Below are 26,013 nucleotides of genomic sequence, written 5' to 3'. Positions count from 1 at the left end.
CGAATGGGCGCCCTTTTTCCGTATCACAATTCATCGGTGACGGGCACCACCAGATGAAAGACGCAGAGCAAAACAAATAGTATCCCCAAGTACTGGGGGAGTTTGAACCATCTCTGCAGGGCTATTGGAACAGATTCAAACTCCTGTTCGGTGAGCAATCCTCGCCGTATGTAAAGCTTTGGAAACATGAAAAATGAGCCAATAAAAAGCACCCTCATGACTCGACTGTCATAGGAGTTACCACCCCACCACCGGTGATGACCGATCATCGTCGCATTATCCTTAAAATATGCTTCGACTATATCAAGCTTGGTTTTGGCAAGGTAGGCCAACAAACCGATGCTAAAGAAGCTCGAAAACATGAACAGAACAGCAACAGCGTTATGCAGCATCGTCATCAGCGCCCCCCTCATAAATCAAATCACCGAAACGTTCTCCCAGTCCTCCACCGATGATCCCTCCGCCATAGCCACCGGCAGCGCCGCCAATAATTCCGCAAGTCAAAGCGCCCCACCCTCCAGAAACGATGCCAAGTCCAAAGACGCATACAGCTCCACCAGCGTGGGCTCCAAGCTTTCCTCCGATATAAGACCCCATAATTCCTCCCGACGCCTTACCGCCCTCCACATACCGCGCCTTCCTGCACTGCTCCTCCCGCCCCGTCGAACACGCCTCCTGAATCGCCAGCCCCGCCGCCCCCACGTCCAGCGCCATACCCACATAGCCACCTTTGCTCAGGAAACGGGAGGTGCTGGCAATCTTGTTGATCCGTTGTGCATACCCGTCGATTTCCTGGCGATGCAGGTAACTCCGGGTGGAAATACCGAGCATCTTCTTGATCGACTTGTTGTGCCGCAGGCTGGTGCCGTAATGACCGACGCCCTGGAGTTGCATGTCCAGCTTCTGGAACAGTGTCTGGCGCTTGGCGATGAACTCGGCCCTGGCCGAAGCGCCGCCTTTCAGATGCCGCTGATGCAGCTTTTCGATTTCCTTCAAGGTGTCCTCCACCCCGGTCAAATGCCGCCCCCAGGCCGCAGTGGAACTGCCGATGCCAATCGAGCTATAGCCCAGCAAGCCTTGCAACAAATCATAGTTGTTCAGGATCTCGACACCCGCCCTGGGGTCGAGACTCAGAGCCAGATCGACTTCCCGGGCCCGGGTCATCAACCAGGCTTCTTCGAAGGTGCAGGAGGCCGTGCTGTCGTCGGGCACGATCACCAGTTGCCCTGGGGTCACCATCGAGCGGCGCAGGTGACTATTGATCGTGTCGAACTTGGTGAGTGCATGTGAGCCGCGCTGTATCAGCAGCTGGCTTTTTAGGCTGGGGTAATGAGTGGTCTTTTCATTGATGAATCCGTGCGCCATATTTCACATCCTTGATGTATGAAAAACGGCGCTAGATATAAAGGCAGATAAACACCAAAAGAAGAGCGACACCGCTGTTTGAGACAGTTCCTAGCCAACCACCAGAAACATCCTACACACTAGAAAAGTTAAGCTCCCGTAGGCTGCCAAGAATGGTAGCCGATCCTCCGTTAATATCCGCAAGGAGCTCTTTCGTGACTCATATTTTGCTGTCACAAACGGTCGCAATAATCTCCAACCTGAAGAAAAATCCAATTGACTCCCTGACGGCTGACGGCAACTTCCCTGCGCCCCCATCAATCGCAACGAGCCGGCACTCTACTGCGTTCCCGATACAGAGTATGAGGCTATGATGGAGCTCTTGGAGGACATGGAACTGGTCGCTATCTGCCATGAACGTGAGAACGCGCCAACCATAAAGATCTCCCTTGATGATCTATGAGCCGGAACTCTGAAAAGAGGACAATTTTCCAAGGGGGCGTGCCTGCTCGATCGCCATCAGATAACACCTGATCATTTCGTTGAGCGGCACGCCACCCGATACAGGGTCAGGCCATTAAGCGCTGCTCAACGACCCGCAGCACATCACAACCATCTTGTAGCAACAGCGCGGCCACGCCAGAAATGCGCATCAAATCGATGCCATCCGAGTGATGGGTGCTCATGCACGACACGCTGTCCAGCATATCCCGCGCAGACGTAATGCGTTGGGCGGCACAGGCCAGCAGATCATGCAGTGGGGCTTGTCTGTCGATGAAGAGGATGGTGTGTTCGGTGGGTTTGGATGAGTCGAGAGGGGTGTAGTCCATTGAGTGAAGCTCCCGTTGATTGCGAAGAGCTGTTGCCATTCCGACCGGCCAAGGTCGTTCGCGGAATTCGCCGCGAATTTCAACTATAGGGCGCTAGGGGTAGAGATACAATCGGAATTAGCGAAATAGCAATCTTCAGTAACACTCACACACTGGAAACTCTTTACTGAGAGAAATACTATTTTAAACATCTTTTAAAGTGCCTATAAGGAATATTTCCATGGCCCGTGTGTGATGTGGTCGCAAGTGACGGCAAGAGTTTCCGAGTTGAAGAAAAATCTAATGGGTGCCGTGGCAGCTGGCGATGTTTTTTCTGTAGTGATACTCAACCGTAACAAACCGGCATTCTGCAGCGTTACAGCCAAAGAATACGAAGCCATGCTGGACCGCTCGGAAGACATAGAGTTGAGCACTATCTGCCGTGAGCTGGGAAACGACCCAACCATAAAGGTCTCCCTCGATGATCTATGAGCTGAATTTTTCTGAGACGCCAGGACTCAGAAAGCATGATTTGGCCCCATGATCTACGGCAAAGGCGCTACCGAGAACATACCAGAGCATATCCTGCGCAAAATCGCAAAGGAGATGAATCATGGTCCTGGCTGAAAAAGAACTCTTGTCGCGTGATGCCAAACGCAACCTAGGCGAAGAACTGCTAGCCGCAATCATTGATGTTAAGGCTGGCTGCCATGGTGACGTGCATCAGATAGAAGTGACCAGGGCCGCCAAGGCACGTAGCAAGACGGGGCTGTCACAGCCCAGATTTGCCGAACTGCTGGGCGTATCGGTGCGAAAGCTTCAGGAGTGAGAGCAAGGGCGACGCTCTCCGTCTGGTACTGCCAGATCATTGCTGCATATCTTGGCACTTCGACCTGATGTTTTTCGAAACGTATTGGCAAGCTGAGTAAAAATTGAGCCCGTACCCTGCCCCATCCGCGCCGGCTGCGCCCACAACAACAGGCCTTCCATGCCTTTGAACTATGATGCATCTTCCCGCTTCGAGCCAGTTCGACGCTTCAGCGTTGTCCCCATGACGGATTGGATCGACTAGGATCTAGCACCTTTGCAAATAGGCATCTCAGCCCTATCCGATTTTTTCTGTACCAGTTCCGCACCAGCTAAAGTCAAAGCCATGCAGTAGATCAGTGCTTCGAGGCCGACAGCCCCCTCTCATCACATCGTTTCTGGGTGATACTCAGCGCTGTGTGAGCACTGTGCCTATGCTATTGAAGGGCCTTGCTCATCGTTCAACCGGCCGCTCTAAAGCCCCCACTTACCTCAAGCATCAGGGACCTCGTGATGTCGAAACCGTCTACCGTTGTTATCACCAAGCAGCGTACGATTCATACGTACGCCGAGCTATGGCATGCGTCTGAGTGCGTTCTCGATGTCGGCCTCAACAATCCAGAAGGGGCAATGTGGCAATTTCTGTCTTGCACAGTGCTAACTGCTTTCTCTTTCGAGGCGTACTTAAACCACGCTGGCGCTGTTACTTTCGAATGTTGGGAAGAACTAGAGCGCCTGCCACCGTGGGCAAAGCTGCAACTCTTGCTAGAGGAGTTGGACGTGCAATTTCCAGAAGGTATAGGAGCGCGGCCACTGCAAACCATTGCGCGGCTTCTGAACTTTCGGAACACGATGGCGCATGGCCGGACCTCTGAGCTGCAGTCAAAACCACTCAATCGCACCACTGAAAACTATCATCAGGCGTACGGTGAGGATTTACTCACCGACTGGGAGCGCTTAGTTAGGACAAGTGATTTTGCTGTTCGAGCCAGAGAAGATGTTCGAACGGTGTTAACGTGCTTGCATGAGGCTCGGCGGGATGAAAAAGAACACCTGTTCACTTTCGGCATGGCCCTCTATGGCGCAACTTTGGTCGTAAAACCCTGACCCACCACTACCACCTCCCTAGGGCGTCTCATTACCGGTGGCGCGACTTTCGATTTCTTTTACGAACAGAATCTCATTCGTCGAATCTTTGCATCTGTTATCAGATTCCCAAGCTGATAACGAGGGCCATTTCCCGGCCCCGCTTACCAAAATCACCCTTTCTGTTATGGAAAAAGACTGATGGATTCGACTGCCATGCACATTTGTCAGGCCTTGAGGCGTAGCGTTTATTCGGTTTGCCAGCATAGCTGCAGAGTGACGGTGCTTAGCTCTCTGACAGGCGGCTATCGGCTGGAATTTGACGTTCACCACCGCAAGCTCACAGCTAATCGTTTCTCAACGTACGGGAGAGAGCCAGGGGCATCCATGCTGTGTGCCTAGAAAAAGAGGAGGCACCGCGAATTGAATAATGGCATTATGCCGCACAGAAAGACTTGTAAAAATTGATTTTAAATATCTTTTCTTGCCAAGGAGGTTCTGTGAAATTATTAAAATTCACAGCAAAAAACGTTCATGAATATATTAATTTCGAAATAGAATTCAATAAAGATGTTAACTTTATTGCAGGCTTAAACGGCTCGGGAAAAACAACGGCACTTAACTTAATTTCTGCCATGCTGGCCCCTTCAATCGAAGAGCTTGCAAAGATAAAGTTCGAAGAGGCCACCCTATACTTAACCGTCAGTGATACAATAAGCTTTTCCATTACAGCAACACAACGAAATGACATTCTCCAACTGAGCACATCAGCATTACCACATGAGCAGCCGATAACAGCTAGCCTCCAAGAGTTCCGTCATTCGAAAGATCGCTTGAGTGCAAATAAATTCCGCGCATTTAAAATATTTTCATTTATATCCGGTCTCCCATCACCAATGTTCCTTAGTTTGGATCGGAGATTCATAAAAGAAGTTACCTCCTACGATTCCTCTCCATTAAGCATCATATTCGAAGAAAAAACTCGTAGCACTGATGCTGATGGGAGCATGAAAGAAGCGCTAGAGCTTATTTCCAAAAAGAGCGCAGAATTCAAAGACAAGCAAACATTGGAGGATAGAAAGCTACGAGACAAAATAATTTTAGACTCTTTCCATGTTTATGATCGAAACATGTCAAGCATGGCACTCCCTAACAGCAGGACCCCTCTCGAACTAAAAGCAAAGCAAAAAACCATTAAAACGACACTTATCAGCCTTGACTTCAAAACCGAAGAATTTGAATCAATGTACGATAATTTTTTTGATAATCTAATAGGACTATCAAGAAATGTTTTCGAACAATTTGCCAAGCCTAGGCCAGAAACAACGAAGTCTAGCGCCGCCGCAAAAAAGAAAGGCATAACATCGATCCCTGCTCCTATAAGATCAACTTCCGTCACACTTGAGAACTCTCAAAGCTTAGGGAAATGGTTTGCAAATAGCCATCAAATGGCACGCATAGACCGACTACTAAAACTAATCGATGAGTACGAGAAAGCCAAAACAGAGATCTACCGACCACTCGTAAAATTTGAAACGCTAGTTAATACCTTTTTAGAGCAAACCGATAAAAAAATAAAGGTGACAAATAGAGGCGAGGTTAGAATCTTCATATCAGAAATTGAAAGATCGCTAACTATACTTTCGTCCGGAGAGAGACAGATCCTTATCATGCTCGCTCACCTTTCCTTAAATGATCTACTTCCACAAAGTGGAGTATTCATAGTAGACGAGCCTGAACTTTCACTCCATATTTCCTGGCAGGATATGTTCCTAGAAGCGGTACAGGCCGCAGGACCCGACCTCCAAATCATCTTAGCCACGCACTCGCCCGCAATAATTGGCGGACGTAACGAATATTATATCCCGCTTAACGGGGGAATCTAAGATGTCATTAGATCCAATACCTTCTTGGTCACCAGCCGCATCTGAAAGCATTGGTCTTTTCTATCGAAAACTTCAACCGATTGAAGTTTATGTCGAAGACAGTAATTCTGAAGCATTTTATTTTGAATTACTTAATCGTATGATAACCAACGACAGAAAAATAAAAAAAATTATTCCACTCCATGGAAGAGAGCACGTATTACGCCACTGTGAAAATTACAAGCATAAAACACCAGCCTTATTTCTGATTGACGGAGATTTAGACATATTCTTCGGAAGTCGTGAGAAAGGAAAAACAAATCTCTTCCAGCACAAAGCATATTGCATTGAAAATTACTTATTCTGCAAAGAGGCCGCAAGAGAGCTTATTTTAGACGCATCAGGCACCATTCTTAGGGAAAATGCACTTTCAGAACAAGAATGGAATACCATGTTAAACCCATTGACACAACTAAAGCAATTATTTATAACATTTGCAGCAGCTCGCTCTGCCCATTCAGAACTCAAAACCGTCTCATATGGGTTCGCATCTATTATCACTCAAAAAGGTAGAAAGCAGCCTCCTGTCATTGACGATACTAAAATAGAACAGCTCAATGAAGCGATTGCTCTTAAATGCATTGAAAAAATCGGAAGTCAAGCATGGGGTAGGATTCGGCAAGACATAGAGAACAATTCAATTGCAATTGACCCTATCGATGGTGTTTCCGGAAAAGATTTTCTTCTTCCGTTACTGGATCACTTCCTTCGGTCGAAGGGTAGCGGAAACATTAGCACCAACAGCCTAATGTTCAAGTTAGCAAAATACTGTTCTCTCAACCGCCTACAGGATTTGCAAAAAGCACTTAACGACGTGATATCTGGATCAAGTTTTGTTTCGCATTAACATAAGCCATTGGTCTCCTGTTATGTCGCTATGGTCTAAACAGAAAGCCTCTCATCCTTAAAGATTCGGCATTACGTCCTTTCCTAATAGGGCTTCAACAACCAAATTCCCAGATTTTTCTGTTGATGCCCACTCTCACCCATACCGAATGTAGTCAAGCTCCCGCAGTGGGTTCGATGCATTCCTGAAAGCGGGAAAAGGGGACGGATTTGAATGGCACTTCTTTAGCGGTTAAGCGCCTGAACTGAAAGCGAAAAATGAAGAAGGGCTGGTCTTGGTCTACGGTGATAGTTGCGAACACACACCGACAAGCCAAGGACGCAGCCCTCTATGAATCGTAGACGTCAAATCCTCCGACAGCAACGACAACGTATTCACCGACACACAACGAGCTGTGATGCCTATGCCTTTTTCAATCTGCTCACAGCTCCAGAACTCTTACAGCGGGTCGAATCGGTATTGCCAGAGCATCGGGAACGGTTGTTCCCACCGACTGAAACACTGTCCATGTTTCTGGCTCAAGCAATGAGCGCTGACCGTTCCTGCCAGAATGCCGTCAACGACTTGTCCATCAAGCGGGCGTGCAGCGGCTTGAAACCCAACAGCACGCGTACAGGGGCTTACTGCAAAGCCAGGAAACGTTTACCCGTCGAGATGGTTTCCACGTTAGTTCGACATACCGGTTCTGCAATCAGCGATCAGGTAGCAGCGTCTTGGCGTTGGATGGGGCGGCCTGTGCGTTTGGTGGACGGTACAACGGTGACCATGCCCGATACTGCAGCCAACCAGAGTGCGTATCCCCAATCCCGAGGCCAGAAAGTGGGTCTTGGTTTTCCGATTTGCCGAGTCGTCGGTATCGTTTGTCTCGCCAGTGGGGCCGTTCTGGATGTGTCTTTGGGACGTTTTCGAGGCAAGGGAGGTGATGAGCAGACACTCCTCAGATCGATGCTCGACACCTTGAACCGAGGCGATATTCTCCTGGGTGATGCCTACTACGCCACCTATTTTCTGTTGTGCGAATTGCAGCGCAAGGGAGTGGATGGCGTGTTTGAACAGTACGGCGCCCGGCGACGCAAGACGGACTTTCGTCTGGGCCAAGATCTCGGTCCGGAGGACCATTTGATCGAATTGAAAAAGCCAAAACAAAGGCCGCCATGGATGGGACAAGAATATTACGAACAGGCACCGGAACGCCTGACGGTTCGAGAGTTGAAGGTAGACGGGAAGATCTTGGTGACAACGCTATGTTGCCCAAAGCGAACACCGAAAACAGCCCTCAAGGTGTTGTTCAAAGGGCGATGGCATGTCGAGTTGGACTTACGCAATCTCAAAGCAACACTCGGGCTTGGACAGTTAAGCTGCAAGACGCCCGGCATGGCGGTGAAGGAGCTATGGATCTATTTTCTGGCACACAATCTGATCCGGATGATCATGGCGCAATCAGCGCTGTTAGCTGACTGTTTGCCTCGTGAACTGAGTTTCAAGCACAGCCTTCAGCTATGGCTGGCACTACGGCAATATGGCAGTGCTGACGGAGAGGATGAGATGTCTAATTTGCTCATGCTGGTTGCCCAACGACGTGTTGGAAATCGTCCTGGACGCATCGAACCTCGGGCTGTGAAACGAAGACCTCAGGCCTACCCGCTACTGACCAAACCACGTCGAGCAGCAAGGGCAGACGTCAGAAAATACGGGCACCCAAAACATGTTAAGTAAGTGCCATTCGGGACGGATCTATTTAACCCTCGCTGATAACCACCAAGCACCTGCAGCGAAAACTGGAAAATAAATCGGTCCATTTGTCTGCCGATTAGGCTGATCGCCAGTGATCAGGTTTACCCTTATCAGTATGTCGGATTCGTGCAACCAAAGGTTGGTGACCCAATTTTTTTGCTGCGTCTATAGCGTCCTTTTGGGTCTTGTAATCTGTATCAGTGACTCTAAGACCACCTGCATGCTCAAGTACATAATCAGCAATTGCAGTGCCTTCTGGTTTCCCCTTTGGTCGTGGTTCAACAAATACATTAGCCATTACCGTAGTCCCTTAGCTTGCCAACATTGGCCATCAAGACGGTAGATGCCATACGTAGAAAGTCAAATAAGTCAATCCCCTTACCCCCTGGCCAAACACTGCTTACTTAAGCAACCGAGTATCCAGCCCAAACCGCTCCTGCGACACAAGTCTGAACTGCTCAGCCGCCAAATCGCAGCTCACCAGCAAATTCCAGGAATGCCGAGTCACCGCCGAAGGGATCAGCACGAAGGGATGCTGCGCCAACAACTCATCAGCAAACTGTCGCTGATTGGGCGAGGGTAACGAAGGGACAAGCCAATTCGGGTTCGGCACATCTTCTGGCTGCACAACCTTGATAAGCGACGAATCCAGCACCTCAAAGCACGTCAGCACATGGGGCACCCTATCCAGTGCATCAAACCCCAGGTGGGCCGCAACTTCCAGAATAGCCGTGGACGGGTCCGCCGACGCGTAAATCACCCGGCGGCCAGGTGGGTTCCATCGGCCACCGGATCGTTGCGCACCAATGCCACTGTCCCACGTGTCCTTGTAGATCTCGCGGTCGAGACGCCAAGCGTGCCACCGCCCGTCCCAGGGCAATGGATTCATTGGTAGACCCCGTGTTCAATCCGGGTCAGGTAATCCTCCACCATCTGGAAGCCAAGCGAGTTCTCGATCAGTTCCAGCGGGACATTACCGTCCAGGTACTTGCAGGGTTTCTTCAGCCAATCCTCAGCCAACTGCTGGCTGCCAAACACGTTGGTGGCGTGCTCCAAGGTCTGGGCATACTGAAACGCAACCGTACTTTGCTGCTGGTTCAGGCGTACCGGCTTGGTCTCTTTCGCCAAACGCTGGACGGTCCTGACAGACTTCCCTGTAATGCGCTGAACCAGGTCGTGCTCCATGTACAAAGCGGATGTTGAAAGCATGTCCCTGACGTCACTCAGGTCAAAGCCTTCCTGCGTGTACCGGATAATCAGCATGCGCTCATCACCTTTGCGGCCATGTAATAGCACCTCAGTAGGTTTTCTGGTGACGCTCGCTGTCCCGGGCACCCTCTCTGTTTTTCCTGTGGATTTAACGGTTGGCTTGTTAGCTGGCTTCGCTGCGGACATGGCGGTGACCTCCCTACGACATTTGGCACAATCATAGCGCCAAATGTCGCGATGCGAGCAGCTGAGTTTATCCGCCTAAGCGGCGCGTTCTTCATCTGCTTCCAGCGCGGCATCCAAGGAGAGTGCTTTCGCGCAATACAGCAGAAGGGAGAATGGGCAGCAGCAATAAGGGTAGTGGAGCACTCGAAGCGCTCAAGCCAGCATTTGAAGCGAAACATTTCAAACGCCTGCTGCCCCTGTCCACCCCGGCGATCAACCCCATTTCCTGATAAACTGCGCCCCATTCAGCCTCACGCCACTCAAGCCCGCGCCCTGCCCCATCCGCGCCGGCTGCGCCTACAGCGACAGACCTTCCATGCCTTTGAACGACGCTACACCTTCCCGCCCCGAGCCATCTCGACGCTTTAGCGTTGCCCCCATGATGGACTGGACTGATAGACATTGCAGATTCTTCCTACGCCTGCTCTCCAAGCACACCCTGCTCTACACCGAAATGATCACCACGGGCGCCATCCTTCATGGCGACCATGAACGGTTCCTGCGTCACAACGAAGCCGAGCACCCACTGGCCCTGCAATTGGGCGGCAGTGTGCCGGCTGATCTCGCCGCCTGCGCCCGTATGGCCCAGGACGCCGGTTACGACGAAGTGAACCTCAACGTCGGCTGCCCCAGCGACCGGGTGCAGAACAATATGATTGGTGCCTGTCTGATGGGGCATCCGGAGCTGGTGGCCGATTGCGTGAAAGCCATGCGAGATACCGTGTCGATTCCGGTCACGGTGAAACACCGTATTGGCATCAACGGTCGTGACAGCTACGCCGAACTCTGCGATTTCGTGGGTAAAGTGCAGGAAGCCGGTTGCCGCAGCTTCACCGTGCATGCGCGGATCGCGATTCTGGAAGGCCTGTCGCCGAAGGAGAATCGGGATATTCCGCCGCTGCGGTATGACGTGGCCGCTCAGTTGAAGCGGGACTTTCCGGGGCTGGAGATCATCCTTAACGGCGGGATCAAGACGCTGGAGCAGTGTCACGAGCATTTGCAGACGTTTGATGGGGTGATGCTGGGCCGCGAGGCGTATCACAACCCGTATCTGCTGGCTGAGGTGGATCAGCAGTTGTTTGGCAGTGCAGCGCCGGTGATTTCACGGGCGGAAGCGTTGGCACAGTTGCGGCCTTATGTGGCGGCGCATATTGCCGATGGCGGTGCGATGCACCATATCACCCGGCATGTGCTGGGGCTGGGTACCGGGTTTCCAGGGGCGCGGCGGTTTCGGCAGTTGCTGTCGGTGGATATTCACAAGGCCAAGGATCCGCTGGCTTTGCTGGATCAGGCTGGGGAGTTGTTGGCGGGGCGGTAACGCGATCGGCTAGGGACCGCGTTATCGTTCTTCGCGGGCAAGCTCCGCTCCCACAGGGGACCGCGTAGGACCGTATTGTCGTTTATCGCCGGTTCAAGCCGGCTCCAGGTTCGAGAGAAGCGCAAAAAGGGCGGCACCTGGGAAGGTGTCGCCCTTTTTTGTACGCGCTCGGCGTCAATCGGTCAGGAACGCTCCAGCGCATTCACCAGGTCGTGAAAGGCTTCGCGGTTCGAGTCGTTCAGGCCCATCAGGATCTTGTGCGCTTCCAGCACCTTGACCCGCACCACCTCTTCCGACTGGTCCTGCGACGGCAGGTCGGTCAGGCAATCCGTGCACGGGATCGGATGGTTGACGATGTTGAAGACCTGGTCAAAGCCCATGGACTGCAACAACCGGGTGATGTCTTCGTGGGTGGTGACCACGGTCGGCAACAAGCCCACCTTCTGCCGCGACAAGATCGACAGTTTGGCCAGCAAACCCAGCGTGGTGCTGTCGATGCTGCGGGTTTCCGTCAGGTCGATCACGATCGCCGAAAAGTTCAGCGCCGTGAAGATCCTTTCAATTGTTGCATCCAACGCTGAACAGAGGGTCAGGCGAACTTCACCGACAAACTTCAGAACGAAGGTGCCATCCTGCTCGGCGAACTGGATTCTACCGGTACTCATCAAATGTTCCTGCTCAACACTAACAGGGCGATATCATCCGGCATCTCCCCTAGCGTGGCCAATCCAAAGACCTGGCGCAAGCCATCCAGGCTGCCCCCGGCTGTTTTTACCAGTTCAGGTAAAGCAGCCTCTTTCTCTTTGAGTGTATCTTGCTTCAAAAGGTCCAGAATGCCATCAGACATTAGCGTCAAGCTGAACGCCGGCGGCAGTTCCAGGATGTGATCTTCATAGGTGGCCTCGTTGAACAAGCCCACCGGCAAACCACGCCCTTCCAGGTAACGCACGCTGTCCGGGGTGTAGAGCACCGGCAACGGCAAATGCCCACCAATGCTGTAGGTCAGCAATCCGGTTTCTTCGTCGATCACGCCGCCGACCATGGTCACGTGCTTGCCCAGCTTGCAGTTGATCAGGCCGCGGTTGATATGGCCCAGCACCTGCGACGGGGTGAACTCCGGCAAGGTGCCGTTGCGCTTGGATTCGAACAGCAGGCGCGTGGTCATGAATTTCAGCAGCACGGTGACGAACGCCGACGATGCACCATGGCCGGACACGTCCGCCAGGTAGAACGCCACGCGGCGCTCATCGACGCGGAAGTAGTCGACGAAATCGCCCGACAGGTACAACGACGGAATGATCTGGTGCGCGAACTGGAAGTCGTCGATGCTCCACGGGCTGGTCGGCAGCATGTTCATCTGCACCTGGCGACCGGCGTTCTGGTCTTCCTGGAGCAGGTGCAGGCTGGCTTCGAGCTCGCGGTTGGCGGTTTCCAGCTTCTCGCGGTAGCGCTGGTTCTCCAGCAGCAGCCGCGCACGATCCAGCGCCCGGCGCACGGAGTGCTCCAAGACGGCAAGGTCCTCAAGGGGCTTGATGAGGTAGTCCGCGGCACCCAGGCGCAACGCTTCGACAGCGTCGTTCATGACGCCCGCGCCGGACACCACGATAACCGGCGTCTGCGGCGACAGGTCGGTCACCTGACGAATCAGCTCGAGGCCGCCCATCTGGGGCATGCGCAGGTCGCAGATCACCAGATCAGGCTTGGACTGCTCGAATACCTCAAGACCCTGCAAGCCATTGCCGGCCTGCAGGACGCTGAATCCGCTGTCTTCCAAGTAGGCCGCAAGGCTTGCACGCACTACTTCGTCGTCATCAATTATCAGCAGCGTGGCACTGGTTTTTTGCATGTGGGCAAACGGCGCCAGAATTAGGTTGGCGTAGACAGCAAGGCAACGTGCCCGACTCGTACTACTGGATTCGCTTTCTAGCCTCTCTGTCCCGAATCGGGTCGGACGATCACGTCCGGTGCATCGGTATCAGAGGTGCCCTTCTAAGGCGCAGACGGTACTCCCATCCGCCGGGCGTTTCAAGCTCATGCCGATGGTCGCCTGACGTCTTTACACCTCAAATCACCGGGAGTTATAAGAACAGTGCAAACCACAACGGAATCGAAGGACAGAAGTGATGAGCCGAACCGATCAGGACTATAGTGAAAAGCGCGATTACATCCGTATGCGCGTCGACGCCGATGTGACGCTGATCCATGCCGGGCTGGAGATTTCCGCGACCTGCCTGGACCTGTCGAGCAGCGGCATGCAGATCGCCGCGCCACGGGCCTTCAAGGCCGGCGACACGTTGCTGGTGCGTATTGATTCCGACCATCCGGCGCTCAAGGGCCTGGAGGCCGAGACGGAGGTGGTCTGGGTCCAAGACGAAGGCGGCGGCCAGCGGCTGGGGTTGCATATCCTCAAGATGAACTGAGGCCCGCCAGGCACAAAAAAGGCGACCTCGTGAGGTCGCCTTTTTCATTTACCCGACAAGCCCTTAGAAATCGTCTACAACCTTGCCGTCCTTGACCTTGAACTCGCGGTTCTGCAGGTAGGCGTTGCGGATGAAGATGTACTTGTCGCCGGTGATCAGCTTCTCGCTGGACAACAGGCTGGTGCGGGTGTCGATCACTTCCGCGCCGAGCGCCATGTTGCGCGCCGGAATGTCGTTCATGTAGCGCCAGGGCTGGGTGTAGGTGTCGACGTACTTGGACGGCGCGTCACGCAGGGTGCTCGGGCCGAAGAACGGGATCACCACGTACGGACCGCTGCCCACGCCCCAGTGTCCCAGGGTCTGGCCGAAATCTTCGTCGTTACGCTGCAGCCCCATTTTGGTGCCGACATCGAAGAAACCCGCGACACCGAAGATGGTGTTGAAGAAGATCCGCGAAGTATCGACGCCCGCCGCGTGCGGCTTGAGCTGCAGCACGTCGTTGGCCAGGTTCTGCACATCGCCGATGTTGCGGTACATGTTGTGGATGCCGTCGACCACGAACTGCGGCGTCACCGCCTGGTAGCCCTGGGCCAAAGGTTTCAGTGCGTAGGTGTCGAGCACATCGTTGAACTTGAAGATGGGGCGGTTGACGCTCTCCCATGGATCTTCGTCTGCCGCCTGTGCGGCAAATGGCACCAGCGCAACGCCGGCACACAGGGACAGTTGAGCTAGACGATTGATCCAGCGCATAAAAAGAACTCCTTGGATAACACGGGGCTGGGCAACCGCACCCTCGAAAAGCGGCCAGTATAAAGCGGATAACTTCGATTAGGCAGTCTGCTCGAGACAAGTCCTGCAAAGATTTACAGATGAGACGGGGGCAGGCCGCCGTCATCCTACTGTCATGGCAGTGTCTTAACCTGCGAAGTCATTTCAGGGACGTTGCCATGCCATTACCCGCCGCCGTACCGCTGCCCGCGCCCACCGCCCTGCTCTTTGGCCTGAGCGGTTGCCTGGTGGATTTCGGCGCTCGCGCCCGACCTCACCTGGACCCGGGCGAGCACAACCACGCGACGCAGGGTGCCTTGGAGATCTTGCAAGGCCTACAACAACGCGGCGTACCCTGCGCCTGGCTGGATGAATTGCCCCACAGCCTCAGCCAGCCCCTCGCCGCGACCTTGCCGAGCTGGATCAAACCCGCCCTTACCCCCAACTGCGCCCAATGGCCGGCGCCCAACGCTTGCTGGCATGCGCTGATGGCCCTCGGCGTGGCACAACTGGACGGCTGCGTGCTGGTCAGCGGCGAGCCGCGCTTGCTGCAATCGGGCCTGAATGCCGGGCTCTGGACTATCGGCCTGGCCTCCTGCGGGCCCTTGTGCGGCCTGTCGCCCGTGGAGTGGCAGGCACTGCCGCAGAAGGAGCGGGAGCGCAAACGCGGCAAGGCCACCGTCGAGCTGTTCGGCCTGGGCGTGCACTCGGTGATCGATCACCTGGGGGAACTGGCGACCTGCCTGGACGATATCGCCCTGCGCCGGCTCAAGGGCGAGAAACCCTGACGCGGCGATCTTGATCAAGGTCATGCAGGCCGCGCGCGAGTGGATTACTCTGACATCAGGTACAGACCTTTATCGCCACATGGCGGTCTATGTGCCAGAGATTATCCAAAGAGGAAGTACCACAATGCCTGCCCGCGAACTGCAAGACCAACTCAATACCCTGCGCGTGCAACTGGAGCAGAACCCACCGCTCTCACCGGAAGAGCGTGAACACCTGCACGTGCTGATGCAGCAGATCGAAGCACAAATCAAACTGGAAACCCTGAGCCAGGACGCCAGCCTGGCGGACGGCGTCAACCTCGCCGTGGAGCGCTTCGAGATCAAACACCCCGCCATCGCCGGCACCTTGCGCAACATCGTGCAAACCCTGGGCAATATCGGTATCTGAACAGGGCCATGCACCGGCCCGTCCCCCTCCGACGCAGCAGCGGCTGTGTTCAAGGGACGGGCTTCACAGGTCTGAACTCTCGGGCACCTGCTGCGCACGGTCCAGCGCGCTCTGGGTGATCCGCACCTCTCCGGCCTTTCGCTCACGATCGATCTTTTCGAGCGCCTGCTCATACACCGTATCGCTCATTTCCCGGCCCATGGGAATGTCCCCTTCGGCGATCCCCAAGGCACTCGCCCCCTGCCGCACCGTCTCGGTCCAACGGGTGATGTCTCGCGTCGAGGCTTGTGGCTGGCGTGCCAGCTCTTCCAGCGCCTCACGCAGGTCTTCCAGGGTTTGCAACTGCTCCTGTGCAACGACCCCATGGCGTTCCGTCTCGGGCAGGGTCTTCAGGTAATCTTTCCACACCGGCTGCTCAAGCAGCAGCTCGACCTGCTTGCCGGGTATGTTCTCGGCCGCCAGGATGCGATCACCCGCTTCCCGGGTCATATCCCGGGTGACATTGCTGGAACCCCGATACAGCATGGCCAAAGGTTGCCAAGGGAGCGCCAGGCGTACCGCGAGATCGACACGGTAGGCCAAGTAGATCTCGACCTCATCGACATGGGGCCAGCGTTCATCGGCAGCCTCGGCAGCCACACGCCCTGCCATCTCGATATCGGCCTCGCTCTGGTGCCGCTCGCGCGCCGCGGCCATGGCCTGGGCCCTGGCGTCGTCGATGCGGGCGGCCCTGGCAATCTCCTGGCTGGAGGTTTCGACTTTGGAGATATCGTTCAGTCGCGCCAACCGCGAGCGTCCCCGGGCCAACGCGAGGTACGCCGCTTCCCTGGCATCACCCACCAGTTGATTCGCCTCGTAGAGCAATACCTCGCCGCCCAACCGGCTGAACACCTCGGTAAAGCCATCGGCACAGGTGTCCAGGTCGGTCGTCCAGTCGAACAGGATCTGACGCAAGGTGGTGCTGGCAGTCGCCGCCTCGATCATTCGCCAGACACGTCGGCTCAACTGGCCCCGGTATTCGACGCGATAGTCCGCCGAGGCGCGCAGTGCGGCGATGGACTCCAGGAAGGTTTCGCTTCCAGGCTCCTGGGCGACCAGTTCCCACAACGCCCTTTTGCGCTCCTGCTCCTCAATCGAATAACTGCTGTCCAGCCAGCTTTCCACGAAAGGCGTCAGCTTCGGCACCCCCTGCTCCGGGATGTCGGTGTCCCCCGGCAAGGCGAAACGTATCGAGGGTCGATCCATGAAATGGGCAATCGTATAGAGCGTCGTGTTATCAAACGGATTGCCGTAGAGCAATACCGTTCGCATCCTGCGACTGCTCAGGCTGAAAAAGCTCCAGGGGATGGAGGTCAGTTGGTTGCCCTGCAAATCCAGCACCGCCAGATCGAGCAGCTCCAGTACCCCGGTCGGCCAGGCGGACAATTCGGTACGCTGCAACTGCAGCCCCTGCAGCTGGAGCATGCCCCTGGCATTGAACAGCCCCAGGGGGTTGCCATCCAGGTTCAGTCGCTTCAGGCGCGCCATACTGCGCAATTGCTGCCCCAGTAACGAGGTCCAGGCGATCCGGTTGTCGTTGAGCTGCAACCTGCGCAGCTCACCCATCGCGCCCATGCTCGAAGGCAACTGCGTCAACCTGCCCCCGGTGATCTGCAACTCACGCAACTTGGGAAAACGCTTGAGAAAGGCATCGAAGTCACGCCGATCCCGACGTCCGACCAGGGTCAGCTTCAATGAGACCACATGCTCGAAGCTGCCTTCTTCCAGTTCAGGCAACTTCAGCAGGCGCTCACTCGACAGGTCCAGCTCATACCCCAACGGTTGGCCACTGGCGTCGAGCAGCAACTGCGATTCCCGGCGCCAGCACTTTTTTATCCGGCTCGCGACCCGTGACTTGGAAGCCCGGCTGACCAGCCAACTGCCTGTGCCGCTACCGCCATGCTCATACTCACTGTCGATGCGCCAGTATTCGAGCGCCAGTTTCAGCTTGTGGTACTCGACCTGCTGCTTCTTGAGGACTTTCAGGAACGCCTTGTCATTCTGCCCTTCGAGCGACAGGAACTGTCGAACCGTGTCCAGATCCTTGCCGGGATAAAGCTTGTCCACCAGCAGCCACAAATGACTCGGCGACACCGCCTGCGCCCCCGGCTGCCCACCCAGCGTATAACCGAATCGCCCATCACTCAAACGCATCGGCGACCTGAACCCGGGCTTGATCGCCTGTATGTTCAGCAACGCGCGAATGCGCGGACGGGACAGCATCAGGTGGTTCACCACCGCCTGCTTGAACAGCTCCGGGCGGGTTGTACGCGAGAATCCAAGTGCCCGGAGCTGGTTATTCGGCAGAGCCTGCAATAGCGTCACCTGGAGGTTGCCAGGCAAGTCCTGCGCTTCGATCTCATAGCCCCCCGACTTGCGCAGCAACTCTAGCGGTGCTTCGGATGAGGTCGCCCCCAGGCTGTCGACCAGGCGGCGCCCGCCCGGTGCCAGTACGGAAGGCTCATACAGCTCGATGCGCAGTTTTTTCGACCAGCCCGGCAGGTTTTCCAGTGAGTGCAGGAACAACCGATCAGCATCCAGACTGACCGACGATTCGATGAAAAACCCTTCATAGGCCCGTGCGATACGGACCTGTTGCGCATACCAACGACTTTCCTCCGCCAACCGCAGCGGCACCCTCCCCGCCTCCAGCGACGCGACCTCATAGCTGTTGGCCGCACTGGCCAACTCATCGGCAATCACCGTCGGCAAGCTGGGGAAATCTTGCTTGAACACGGCGACAAAGGCATTTCGCGAACGGGTACGAAACTCGTAATAGGCCTCGAACAGCGCACTGCGCTGGTTCTGCGCCTCGACGGCCAGTCGCCGGTTCAGCGCCGACAGTTGTTCCGTGCTGGTCAACCGCGCCTCACCCGGCCGACGCCCGAGCAATAGATTGACGTCGTCATGATCAAGCCCCTGCAACACCACGTTCAGCAGTTCGGCGTCACGTATCTGGGCTTCGCTGACGATCACCACCGGCAACCCCGCGTTAGCCACCGGGCCGTATTCCTTCAACACCCGCCCTTCGCCATTGACGAAGCGCAAGACCTTGGTCGGCGGCCACAAGGCCTCCAGCAACTGTTCCTGGATACGCCAATCAACAACACCGCCGTTGGTGGTGCCGGTCTCGATAAACCGCTGGATATCGGCATCGACCCTGAAGCGCTCCACCGTATCGCTCAGCAGCGCTGGCCGGCTTATCTGGTCCAGGTAGACCGGACGCAACTGATCGGCCTCAACGCCGCTGATGGTCATGATTCGCGTTGCCTGCTCCGGGGAAAAGTCCGCCAGATCAGGCCCCAGGCGTTTGAACAGCTTGAATGCATCCCAGCGCAACGGCTCCTCCAACTCATGGGTCCAGGCACCTGAGCCGTTATGGCTGAACAGCGGCGAATAGGTCGCCCGGGTGGGATGCTCGGCGCGGAACTCATGGCTGACGCGGCTGGACTTGAGCTTGTAGTAGCTGCCATCCAGATCAAGGAAGGTATTGCCATTGCGCACGTGCAGCCCTGACTCGTCGGGCTTGAGCCCCTCGGGCAAGGCCGGTTGATGTCGATAGGGCGCCAGGTCGGCTTTCCATAACCGCTCTCCTCCATCCGGCAGCTTGACCCGCTTGAGGGAGTCAATAAAAGCCGCCGCCTCGTCGTCGCGCGCCAAGACCTGCATGAAGGCGCCGAGCTCCAGGTTCAGCACCACACCGAGAAACACCAGCACGGCCTGCTTCTTGTCGTCGTGTTCCCACTCCTCGACTCCCTCATAGAGCTGGACCAGCATCTGGGCACCGGCCAGCGCCAGCATCGCCTCGCCAAGGCCCGGCACGAAAAACAGCAGGTTGACGCCCCAATCCAGAAAGGCATGCCAGCGAGCGCTACGGCTCTTCTTGTCCTCCGCATCCGTCGACACCGCCAGCATCCGGGCATCATCGAGCATCTTGTCGGTGTGCTGTACATAGAACTCGAAGAAGGGATCTCCGGTTACCCGGGCGAGTTGCAGTTGCAGGCGCGCCTGTTCATCGGGCATACGCCGGCGCGTCTCGGTACTCAAGGGATTCAGGCGTTCATTCAGCTCGGTGAAAAACACCGGTTGCGTGCGCAAATGGAGATAGCGCCGAAATGCCTGCTGATAGCGCTGATCACGCAACCTGCGCCTGAGGTCATCCTCAAAGGCCGCCAGGCTTGAATACTGTTTGAGCGCCTGCTCGGCATCACCGGACAGGTACACCACACAAGGGCAAGACTCGCGGGATGCCGAGACGTCGAAACGGATCAGCAGTACACCCTTGAGCAAGGCGCCTCGATAGCCGCTTTCGGGAATACGCACATCGAGCATCTTGATCTCATGAAACTGCACGGCATGCAGGCTCCAGAGTGGGCTGGCGTTCCCACTCACCCACTGCTTGAGCATGCGGTAGGCCGAGTCGTCGATATGCCCTTTCATCACGGCAATATCGGCCTGGAGCGCCAATTCGGAGATCTCGTGGGCCACGAACAATCGACGAAACTCATCATCGCGCTGCCCGGAAGCACTCTTGCGCAACAGAAAAGACTCGATATGTTCCTTATATTTCCCGCCCAGATCCAGCTCACGGCATAAGCGCGCAAACTCCCGTGGCGTAAACGCCTTGAGCAAGACACCCTGCCCCTTGCGAAGTATCTGCGAACCTCGATCGAAGCCAAAGTAAGTCGTTTCGCTTTCTTCGAAGTTCTGCAAGGCCGCCTGTAACAACGTCTGTTGCGTCAGTCGTTGCTGATAAGATGTGGAGGGGGTTTGTGCCGACAGTATATGAACATGCCTGAGCTGGTCCTCGTACACATCCAGGCCGGTGCCGAACTCCTTGTCCAGGGCACCTTGCAAGAGCGGTGCGGCAAAGTCCTCCGGGCTCTGCAAGCCCTCCAGATAAGCGCTCAGGTCGGCCTTGCTCGCCTGATTGCGCTGCATGTTGCCCACGTAGGAACTGCGGGTTTCGAAGGGTGCGGCCTTCAGCCAATCCGGCAGTCGACTTTTCACCAGGGCATGATATTCCTCACCCTCAAGAGCCACTGCAACATCCGATGTTTCAAGCGTGGAAACAGCCATCTCCAAAAACCTTAAATAACTTCAATCTTTTTATACTAATCTTCATCCGCACGATAAAAAGTTCAAATAACCAATCACTTCCTCTACCGTCCCATCTACATTACCCACCCATGACATAGATATTAACGCCCTCCAACAGCTCAACCCGTGAACGGCTTTCGGTTGATCACAAAGCCCTTTATAAAACTGAGAACATTCTTATATCGTTCTAACAAAAAAAGCCCCGACTCTCACGAGCCGGGGCTTTTGGTTACCACTTGCTTCAGGCTATCAAAGCACCGGTTGACCGCTCAACGCCAGGTCCATCAGCTCACGGTTGGCCACCGCGTACATGGCGTAGTCCGTGCCGCTGGCGGCACGGATTTCCACCAGCATCGAACGCCAGCGCTCGGCCATGCTCGCGTTGCGCTCAAGCCACAGGGCCACGCGGGCTTCCATGTCTTGCGGCGCGTCGGCCAGTTTCAGCACCGAGATGGTAATCGCACGTTGCTGCCAGTCCACATCGTCGCGGAAGGTTTCACGGGCCTGGGCCTGCCAGTTGTTGCTCACGCGCAGGTCGCTGATCTGCTGGGAGTACCAGGTCAGGTCCAGCTCACTGCCCACCGCGAAGTAGGCCTTGGCCACTTCGGCGGCATCGTGGCCGGAAACGTCGGCGGCCTCGATGATCGGCAACAGGGTGTACAGGTGCGTGGTACCGGCCACCATGCGTGCCAGCAACTCCGGCACACCGGCCTGGACATAAGCCTGGTAACGGGCCTGCCAGACTTCCCGGGTCGGGCCTTCCAACAGTTCATCGAGCTTCAGGCCCAGGGCCGCCAGGTGCGGACCGAAGTGCGCGACATCACGGGCAGCATCCTGCTCGTTGCGACGGCTGCGCAGGAACCAGCGCGTGGCACGACGGCCCAGGCGCATCAGCTCATCCATCAGCTCCAGCTGGGTCTCGGCCGACACCTTGTAATCCAGGGCCTCGATCTGACGGAACCAGTGCGGGAGGTGGAAGATGTCACGCACGATCACATAAGCACCGGCCACGTTCGCCGGGCTCATGCCGGTGGACTCCTTCAGGCGCTGCACGAAGGTGATGCCCATGTGGTTGACCAGGTCGTTGGCGATCTGGGTGCTGACGATCTCGCGCTTGAGGCGGTGACGGCGCATGGCGTCGGCGAACTTGCTCACCAGCATCGGTGGGAACGCGGTTTCCATGTCGCGGGTCAGGTACTCGTCGTCCGGAACCTTGGACTCGAGCAACGCCGCCTTGAGGTCGATCTTGCTGTAGGAGATCAGCACCGACAGCTCGGCACGGGTCAGGCCCTGGCCTGCCGCGACGCGCTCGACCAGTTGCTCTTCCGACGGCAGGAACTCGATGGCACGGTCCAGCTTGCCACGGGCTTCCAGATCGCTCATCAGGCGCTTGTACTCGGCGATCCGCTCGACTGCGCGACGGGCCGCCAGGGACAGGGCCTGGGTCTGCTTGTAGTTATTGCCCAGGACCAGGCCGCCGACTTCGTCGGTCATGCTGCCCAGCAGCTGGTTACGCTGCTTCTCGGTCATATCGCCGGCCTGCACGACTTCGTTGAGCAGGATCTTGATATTCACTTCGTGGTCGGAGCAGTCCACGCCACCGGCGTTGTCGATGAAGTCGGTGTTGGAGCCGCCGCCATTGAGGCCGAACTCGACGCGACCGAGCTGGGTCATACCGAGGTTACCGCCCTCACCCACGACTTTGCAGCGCAGTTCGTTGCCGTTCACGCGCAGTGCATCGTTGGCCTTGTCACCGACATCGGCGTGGCTTTCGGTGCTGGCCTTGACGTAGGTGCCGATACCGCCGTTCCACAACAGGTCCACCGGCGCCTTGAGCAAGGCATTGAGCAGTTCGGTCGGGGTCAGCTTGTCGGCGTGGATGTCGAAGCGCTCTTTCATCTGCGGGGAAATCGCGATGCTCTTCGCGCTGCGCGAGAAGATCCCGCCGCCTTCGGACATCAGGCTGGCGTCGTAGTCCGACCAGGCCGAACGCGGCAGGTCGAACAGGCGCTGGCGCTCGGCGAAGCTGCTGGCCGGCTCCGGATTCGGGTCGATGAAGATATGCAGGTGGTTGAAGGCCGCGACCAACTTGAGCTTGTCGGACATCAACAGGCCGTTGCCGAACACGTCGCCGGCCATGTCGCCGACGCCCACCACGGTGATGCTGTCTTCCTGGACATTGATGCCGCGCTCACGGAAGTGGCGCTGTACGCCGACCCACGCGCCCTTGGCGGTGATGCCCATCTTCTTGTGGTCGTAACCGGCCGAGCCGCCGGAGGCGAAGGCGTCGCCGAGCCAGAAGCCGTAGTCGATGGCAATGCCGTTGGCGATGTCGGAGAAGGTCGCGGTGCCTTTGTCCGCCGCCACCACCAGGTAGGGGTCATCGTCGTCATGACGCACGACGTTGGCCGGTGGCACCAGGGCGCCGTCCTTCAGGTTGTCGGTGATGTCCAACAGGCCCGAGATGAAGATGCGGTAGCAGGCGATGCCCTCGGCCGCGATCTCGTCACGACCGCCGCCCAGTGGCAGGCGACGCGGCAGGAAGCCGCCCTTCGCACCCACCGGCACGATCACCGAGTTCTTCACTTGCTGGGCTTTTACCAGGCCCAGGACTTCGGTGCGGTAGTCTTCTTCGCGGTCCGACCAGCGCAGGCCGCCGCGGGCGACGTTGCCGAAACGCAGGTGCACACCCTCGACCCGTGGCGAGTAGACGAAGATTTCGAACTTCGGTACCGGCTTGGGCAACTCGGGAATCGCGTGCGGGTTGAACTTGAAGCTGAAGTACGACTTGTTCTGGCCGTTGGCGTCGGTCTGGTAGAAGTTGGTCCGCAGGGTCGCCTTGATCAGGTCAAGGTAGCGACGCAGGATGCGGTCTTCGTTCAGCACCTGGACGTCGTCCAGGGCGGTCAGGATCGCTTGTTCCAGGCGCAGTTGCTTGTCGTCGAGGTCTTCGACGCTGAGCTTGCGGGCCAGGTAGAAACGGGTCTTGAACAACCGGGTCAACTCGCGGGCGATGTCGGTGTGGTTGTTCAGGGTGCTGGCGATGTAACCCAGGTCGAAGCCCAGGCGGATCTGCTTCAGGTAACGGGCATAGGCCCGCAGCAGCGCCACGTCGCGCCATGGCAGGCCGGCGGTCAGCACCAGGCGGTTGAACGCGTCGTTCTCGGCATCGCCACGGACGATGTGGACGAAGGCGTCCTGCAGGGTGTCGTTGAGCTGCTGGATATCCAGGTCCAGGCCTTCGGCGGCGGTGAAGGCGAAGTCATGGATCCAGAACTCGCGACCGTTGTTGTGACGCAGGCGGTACGGGAACTCACCGAGCACGCGCAGGCCGAGGTTTTCCAGGATCGGCAGGACATCGGACAGGGCCAGCGGCGTATCGGCGTGATACAGCTTGCAGTGCAGCTCGCGCTGGCCGGACACCTGGCCCAGCGGCTGGTAGAAGCTCATCACCAGCGGATTGCTGTCGCTCAGGCTCAGCAGGTGCTGCATGTCGACCACGGCCGAGTGCGCGGCGAAGCGCTCGCGGTAGCCGGCCGGGAAGCCTTTCGGGAAGTCCGCCAGCACATTGGTGCCCTGGGCCTCGCCGAAACCTTCGACCACCAGGCTCTTGTAGTCGTCCTGCCAGCTGCGGCAGGCCTGGATCACTTCGTTTTCCAGTTGCAGCGGGTCGATATCGAGACGGTTCTTCGGATCGACCCGCAGGATCAGTTGTACACGGGCCAGCACGGACTCGGAGAAGAAGGTCCAGAACTCGCAGTCGGTGGCTTTCAGGCGATCCATCAGCACTTGCTGGATCTTCTGCCGCACTTCGGTGGAGTAGACGTCACGCGGCACGTAGGCCAGGCAGTAGCAGAAACGACCGTACGGGTCTTTGCGCAGGAACACGCGGATCTTGTTGCGTTCCTGGATCTGCACGATCGACATCACGGTGTTGAACAGCTCGTCCACCGGGGTCTGGAACAGATCGTCGCGGGGCAGCACTTCGAGGACCTGGGCCAGTTCCTTGCCCAGGTGGGCCTTGGCCTGGAAGCCCGAACGGCGCTCGACTTCGGCGACCTTGCGGCTGATGTAAGGAATCACCCGCACGCTTTCGCCGTACACCGAAGAGGTGTAGAGGCCCATGAAGCGGCATTCCTTGATGACCTTGCCGTCGGCGTCGATCTCACGGATCGAGACATAGTCCGGGTAGGCGTTGCGGTGCACACGGCTCGGGTGCGCGGCCTTGGCGAACGACAGCGGCGTCGGTTCGCGCAGGTAGTTGACGGCGTAGTCTTCGATGCGGGTGTCGTCGGGGGTCAGGCCGGCGCGGAGCAATTTGGTCAGACCGAGGAAGGACTGGGCGTCATATTCGATATGACCGCCGTCCTGCTCGTCACGGACCACGAACTCTTCGTAGCCGAGGAAGGTGAAGTGGTTGTCCACCAGCCACTGCAGGAAGGTCTTGATCTCGGTTTTTTCTTCCGGGTCGATGGCGAACTGGCTGGCGTCGATACCGGCCAGCAGCTCCTGGACCTTGGTCTTCATCGGCTCGAAGTCGGCGACGGCGATACGCACTTCCGTCAGGACCTGTTCCAGCTCCTTGGACAGCACGCTCAGCTCGGCGGCGTTGGCGCAGCGATCGATTTCCAGGTACATCAGGGATTCTTTGTCGATCCCCTCGCCCTGGGTGCCCTTGGGCAGGACTTCAAGCAACTCGCCCTTGCTGCCGCGACGCACGCTCAGCACGGTGGTTTGCAGGGTGTGGATGCTGTAACCGCGGCGGTTCAGTTCGGTGCGGACCGAGTCGACCAGGAACGGCAGGTCGGGGTGCAGGACCTCGACGGCGGTGTGGGTCGACTGCCAGCCATGGCGTTCGTAATCCGGGTTGTAGGCGCGAACCTGTGCCTGGGTGTGGTCGAAACGCTCCAGCAGACGCCAGGCCGAAAGGGTGCAGCCGGCGAGATCGGAGAGCCGGCGCTGGGTCAGCTCGTCCAGGGAAATGATGCCGAAGAACTGCTCAGCGAACAGCGCCACTTGTGGCAGTGCCTGTTCGTTGATGTGCTGCGCCAGTGCCGCCTGCAGTTGGTGCTGGAAGTCGGCTTTGCTGGCTGCGGTGAAGAACGCCATCTGTGGTACTCCGCTTGGGCTTGTTATATAGAGAGAAGCGTCGCGTTTTCTTCCCCGGAAAAGGGGACCTGCATCACTCTGCAGGGTAAAGCTGGGC

General features: G+C 56.8%; 20 protein-coding genes and 2 pseudogenes. 11 read left to right on the top strand and 11 right to left on the bottom strand.

The features are described from left to right. Positions 1 to 23: 23 nt before the first annotated feature. The 3 genes from M5C01_RS04635 to M5C01_RS04625 form a co-directional block, all read right to left on the bottom strand. Positions 24 to 398 (bottom strand): hypothetical protein, encoded by a 375-nt coding sequence (locus M5C01_RS04635; protein ID WP_152737444.1) that lies wholly within the window; start codon positions 396 to 398, stop codon positions 24 to 26. Beyond that, entirely contained in the window at positions 382 to 1,365 is a 984-nt protein-coding gene (locus M5C01_RS04630) for a hypothetical protein (RefSeq protein ID WP_152737443.1), read from the bottom strand. Before M5C01_RS04630 ends, M5C01_RS04635 begins: the two co-directional genes overlap by 17 nt. A gap of 548 nt (positions 1,366 to 1,913) precedes the next feature. Next, positions 1,914 to 2,174, bottom strand: coding sequence for a hypothetical protein (locus tag M5C01_RS04625; RefSeq protein WP_100942911.1), 261 nt, complete (start codon positions 2,172 to 2,174; stop codon positions 1,914 to 1,916). 234 nt (positions 2,175 to 2,408) lie between these two features. Between M5C01_RS04625 and M5C01_RS04620 the strand changes: the two genes are divergently transcribed. The 7 genes and pseudogenes from M5C01_RS04620 to M5C01_RS04595 all read left to right on the top strand — a co-directional run bounded on the left by M5C01_RS04620 (position 2,409) and on the right by M5C01_RS04595 (position 8,534). Then, a complete protein-coding gene (locus M5C01_RS04620) occupies positions 2,409 to 2,645 on the top strand; it encodes a plasmid stabilization protein (RefSeq protein WP_152737442.1) in 237 nt (78 codons plus the stop codon). Between the two features lie 48 nt (positions 2,646 to 2,693). Continuing rightward, positions 2,694 to 2,780 (top strand): annotated as a pseudogene (locus M5C01_RS32945) (transcriptional regulator); the annotation flags it as partial. Beyond that, a pseudogene (locus M5C01_RS04615) lies at positions 2,767 to 3,078 on the top strand (helix-turn-helix domain-containing protein). The pseudogenes M5C01_RS32945 and M5C01_RS04615, both read left to right, overlap by 14 nt. Before the next feature lie 395 nt (positions 3,079 to 3,473). Continuing rightward, a complete protein-coding gene (locus tag M5C01_RS04610) occupies positions 3,474 to 4,067 on the top strand; it encodes a hypothetical protein (protein ID WP_152737441.1) in 594 nt (197 codons plus the stop codon). Positions 4,068 to 4,546: 479 nt separating this feature from the next. Further along, a complete protein-coding gene (locus M5C01_RS04605) occupies positions 4,547 to 5,932 on the top strand; it encodes an AAA family ATPase (protein ID WP_178129757.1) in 1,386 nt (461 codons plus the stop codon). Position 5,933: 1 nt separating this feature from the next. Then, positions 5,934 to 6,818 carry a DUF4435 domain-containing protein gene (locus M5C01_RS04600; RefSeq protein WP_152737439.1) on the top strand — a complete coding sequence of 295 codons (885 nt, stop codon included), beginning with the start codon at positions 5,934 to 5,936 and terminating at the stop codon, positions 6,816 to 6,818. A gap of 330 nt (positions 6,819 to 7,148) precedes the next feature. Beyond that, positions 7,149 to 8,534: an IS4 family transposase gene (locus tag M5C01_RS04595; protein ID WP_152737438.1), complete on the top strand. Its 1,386-nt coding sequence runs from the start codon at positions 7,149 to 7,151 to the stop codon at positions 8,532 to 8,534. A 94-nt stretch (positions 8,535 to 8,628) separates the two neighbouring features. Here the strand turns inward: M5C01_RS04595 and M5C01_RS04590 are convergent, their stop codons facing one another. The 3 genes from M5C01_RS04590 to M5C01_RS04580 form a co-directional block, all read right to left on the bottom strand. Next, positions 8,629 to 8,850 carry a hypothetical protein gene (locus M5C01_RS04590; protein WP_152737437.1) on the bottom strand — a complete coding sequence of 74 codons (222 nt, stop codon included), beginning with the start codon at positions 8,848 to 8,850 and terminating at the stop codon, positions 8,629 to 8,631. A 102-nt stretch (positions 8,851 to 8,952) separates the two neighbouring features. After that, entirely contained in the window at positions 8,953 to 9,441 is a 489-nt protein-coding gene (locus tag M5C01_RS04585) for an RES domain-containing protein (protein ID WP_152737436.1), read from the bottom strand. Beyond that, the gene (locus M5C01_RS04580; RefSeq protein ID WP_152737435.1) at positions 9,438 to 9,947 is read right to left on the bottom strand and encodes an antitoxin Xre/MbcA/ParS toxin-binding domain-containing protein; all 510 of its coding nucleotides are present in this window, start codon (positions 9,945 to 9,947) and stop codon (positions 9,438 to 9,440) included. The genes M5C01_RS04585 and M5C01_RS04580 overlap by 4 nt, the downstream gene beginning before the upstream one ends. Positions 9,948 to 10,302: 355 nt before the next feature. Here M5C01_RS04580 and dusA point away from each other — a divergent pair, with 355 nt between their 5' ends. After that, on the top strand, positions 10,303 to 11,304 hold the full coding sequence (dusA, locus tag M5C01_RS04575; protein ID WP_152737434.1) for a tRNA dihydrouridine(20/20a) synthase DusA: 1,002 nt from the start codon (positions 10,303 to 10,305) through the stop codon (positions 11,302 to 11,304). Between the two features lie 182 nt (positions 11,305 to 11,486). Here the strand turns inward: dusA and rssC are convergent, their stop codons facing one another. Together rssC and rssB are read right to left on the bottom strand one after the other, a co-directional pair. Then, positions 11,487 to 11,969, bottom strand: a complete 483-nt coding sequence (gene rssC / locus M5C01_RS04570; RefSeq protein ID WP_103495766.1) for an anti-sigma factor antagonist RssC — start codon at positions 11,967 to 11,969, stop codon at positions 11,487 to 11,489. Beyond that, the gene (gene rssB, locus M5C01_RS04565; RefSeq protein WP_100942916.1) at positions 11,969 to 13,150 is read right to left on the bottom strand and encodes a two-component system response regulator RssB; all 1,182 of its coding nucleotides are present in this window, start codon (positions 13,148 to 13,150) and stop codon (positions 11,969 to 11,971) included. Before rssB ends, rssC begins: the two co-directional genes overlap by 1 nt. A 277-nt stretch (positions 13,151 to 13,427) precedes the next feature. Between rssB and M5C01_RS04560 the strand changes: the two genes are divergently transcribed. Further along, on the top strand, positions 13,428 to 13,724 hold the full coding sequence (locus M5C01_RS04560; RefSeq protein WP_103495768.1) for a PilZ domain-containing protein: 297 nt from the start codon (positions 13,428 to 13,430) through the stop codon (positions 13,722 to 13,724). A 63-nt stretch (positions 13,725 to 13,787) separates the two neighbouring features. On the opposite strand, the gene M5C01_RS04555 is transcribed toward M5C01_RS04560, so the two are convergent. Continuing rightward, on the bottom strand, positions 13,788 to 14,474 hold the full coding sequence (locus M5C01_RS04555; RefSeq protein WP_152737433.1) for a VacJ family lipoprotein: 687 nt from the start codon (positions 14,472 to 14,474) through the stop codon (positions 13,788 to 13,790). Positions 14,475 to 14,671: 197 nt separating this feature from the next. On the opposite strand from M5C01_RS04555, the gene M5C01_RS04550 reads away from it, so the two are divergent. Next, a complete protein-coding gene (locus M5C01_RS04550) occupies positions 14,672 to 15,280 on the top strand; it encodes an HAD family phosphatase (protein ID WP_152737432.1) in 609 nt (202 codons plus the stop codon). A gap of 124 nt (positions 15,281 to 15,404) precedes the next feature. Continuing rightward, positions 15,405 to 15,668, top strand: coding sequence for a DUF4404 family protein (locus M5C01_RS04545; RefSeq protein WP_152737431.1), 264 nt, complete (start codon positions 15,405 to 15,407; stop codon positions 15,666 to 15,668). A gap of 63 nt (positions 15,669 to 15,731) precedes the next feature. On the opposite strand, the gene M5C01_RS04540 is transcribed toward M5C01_RS04545, so the two are convergent. Both M5C01_RS04540 and M5C01_RS04535 read right to left on the bottom strand, forming a co-directional pair. Continuing rightward, positions 15,732 to 20,786: a DUF6543 domain-containing protein gene (locus M5C01_RS04540; RefSeq protein ID WP_152737430.1), complete on the bottom strand. Its 5,055-nt coding sequence runs from the start codon at positions 20,784 to 20,786 to the stop codon at positions 15,732 to 15,734. Between the two features lie 270 nt (positions 20,787 to 21,056). Continuing rightward, positions 21,057 to 25,916: an NAD-glutamate dehydrogenase gene (locus tag M5C01_RS04535; RefSeq protein ID WP_103495773.1), complete on the bottom strand. Its 4,860-nt coding sequence runs from the start codon at positions 25,914 to 25,916 to the stop codon at positions 21,057 to 21,059. Positions 25,917 to 26,013: the final 97 nt, after the last annotated feature.

Origin of the sequence: Pseudomonas sp. MWU12-2319 (genome assembly GCF_023242525.1) — a bacterium.
Lineage (GTDB): Bacteria > Pseudomonadota > Gammaproteobacteria > Pseudomonadales > Pseudomonadaceae > Aquipseudomonas > Aquipseudomonas gingeri_D.
Note: the sequence above shows the minus strand (reverse complement) of the source record. Positions and strands in the feature narration are given on the sequence as shown.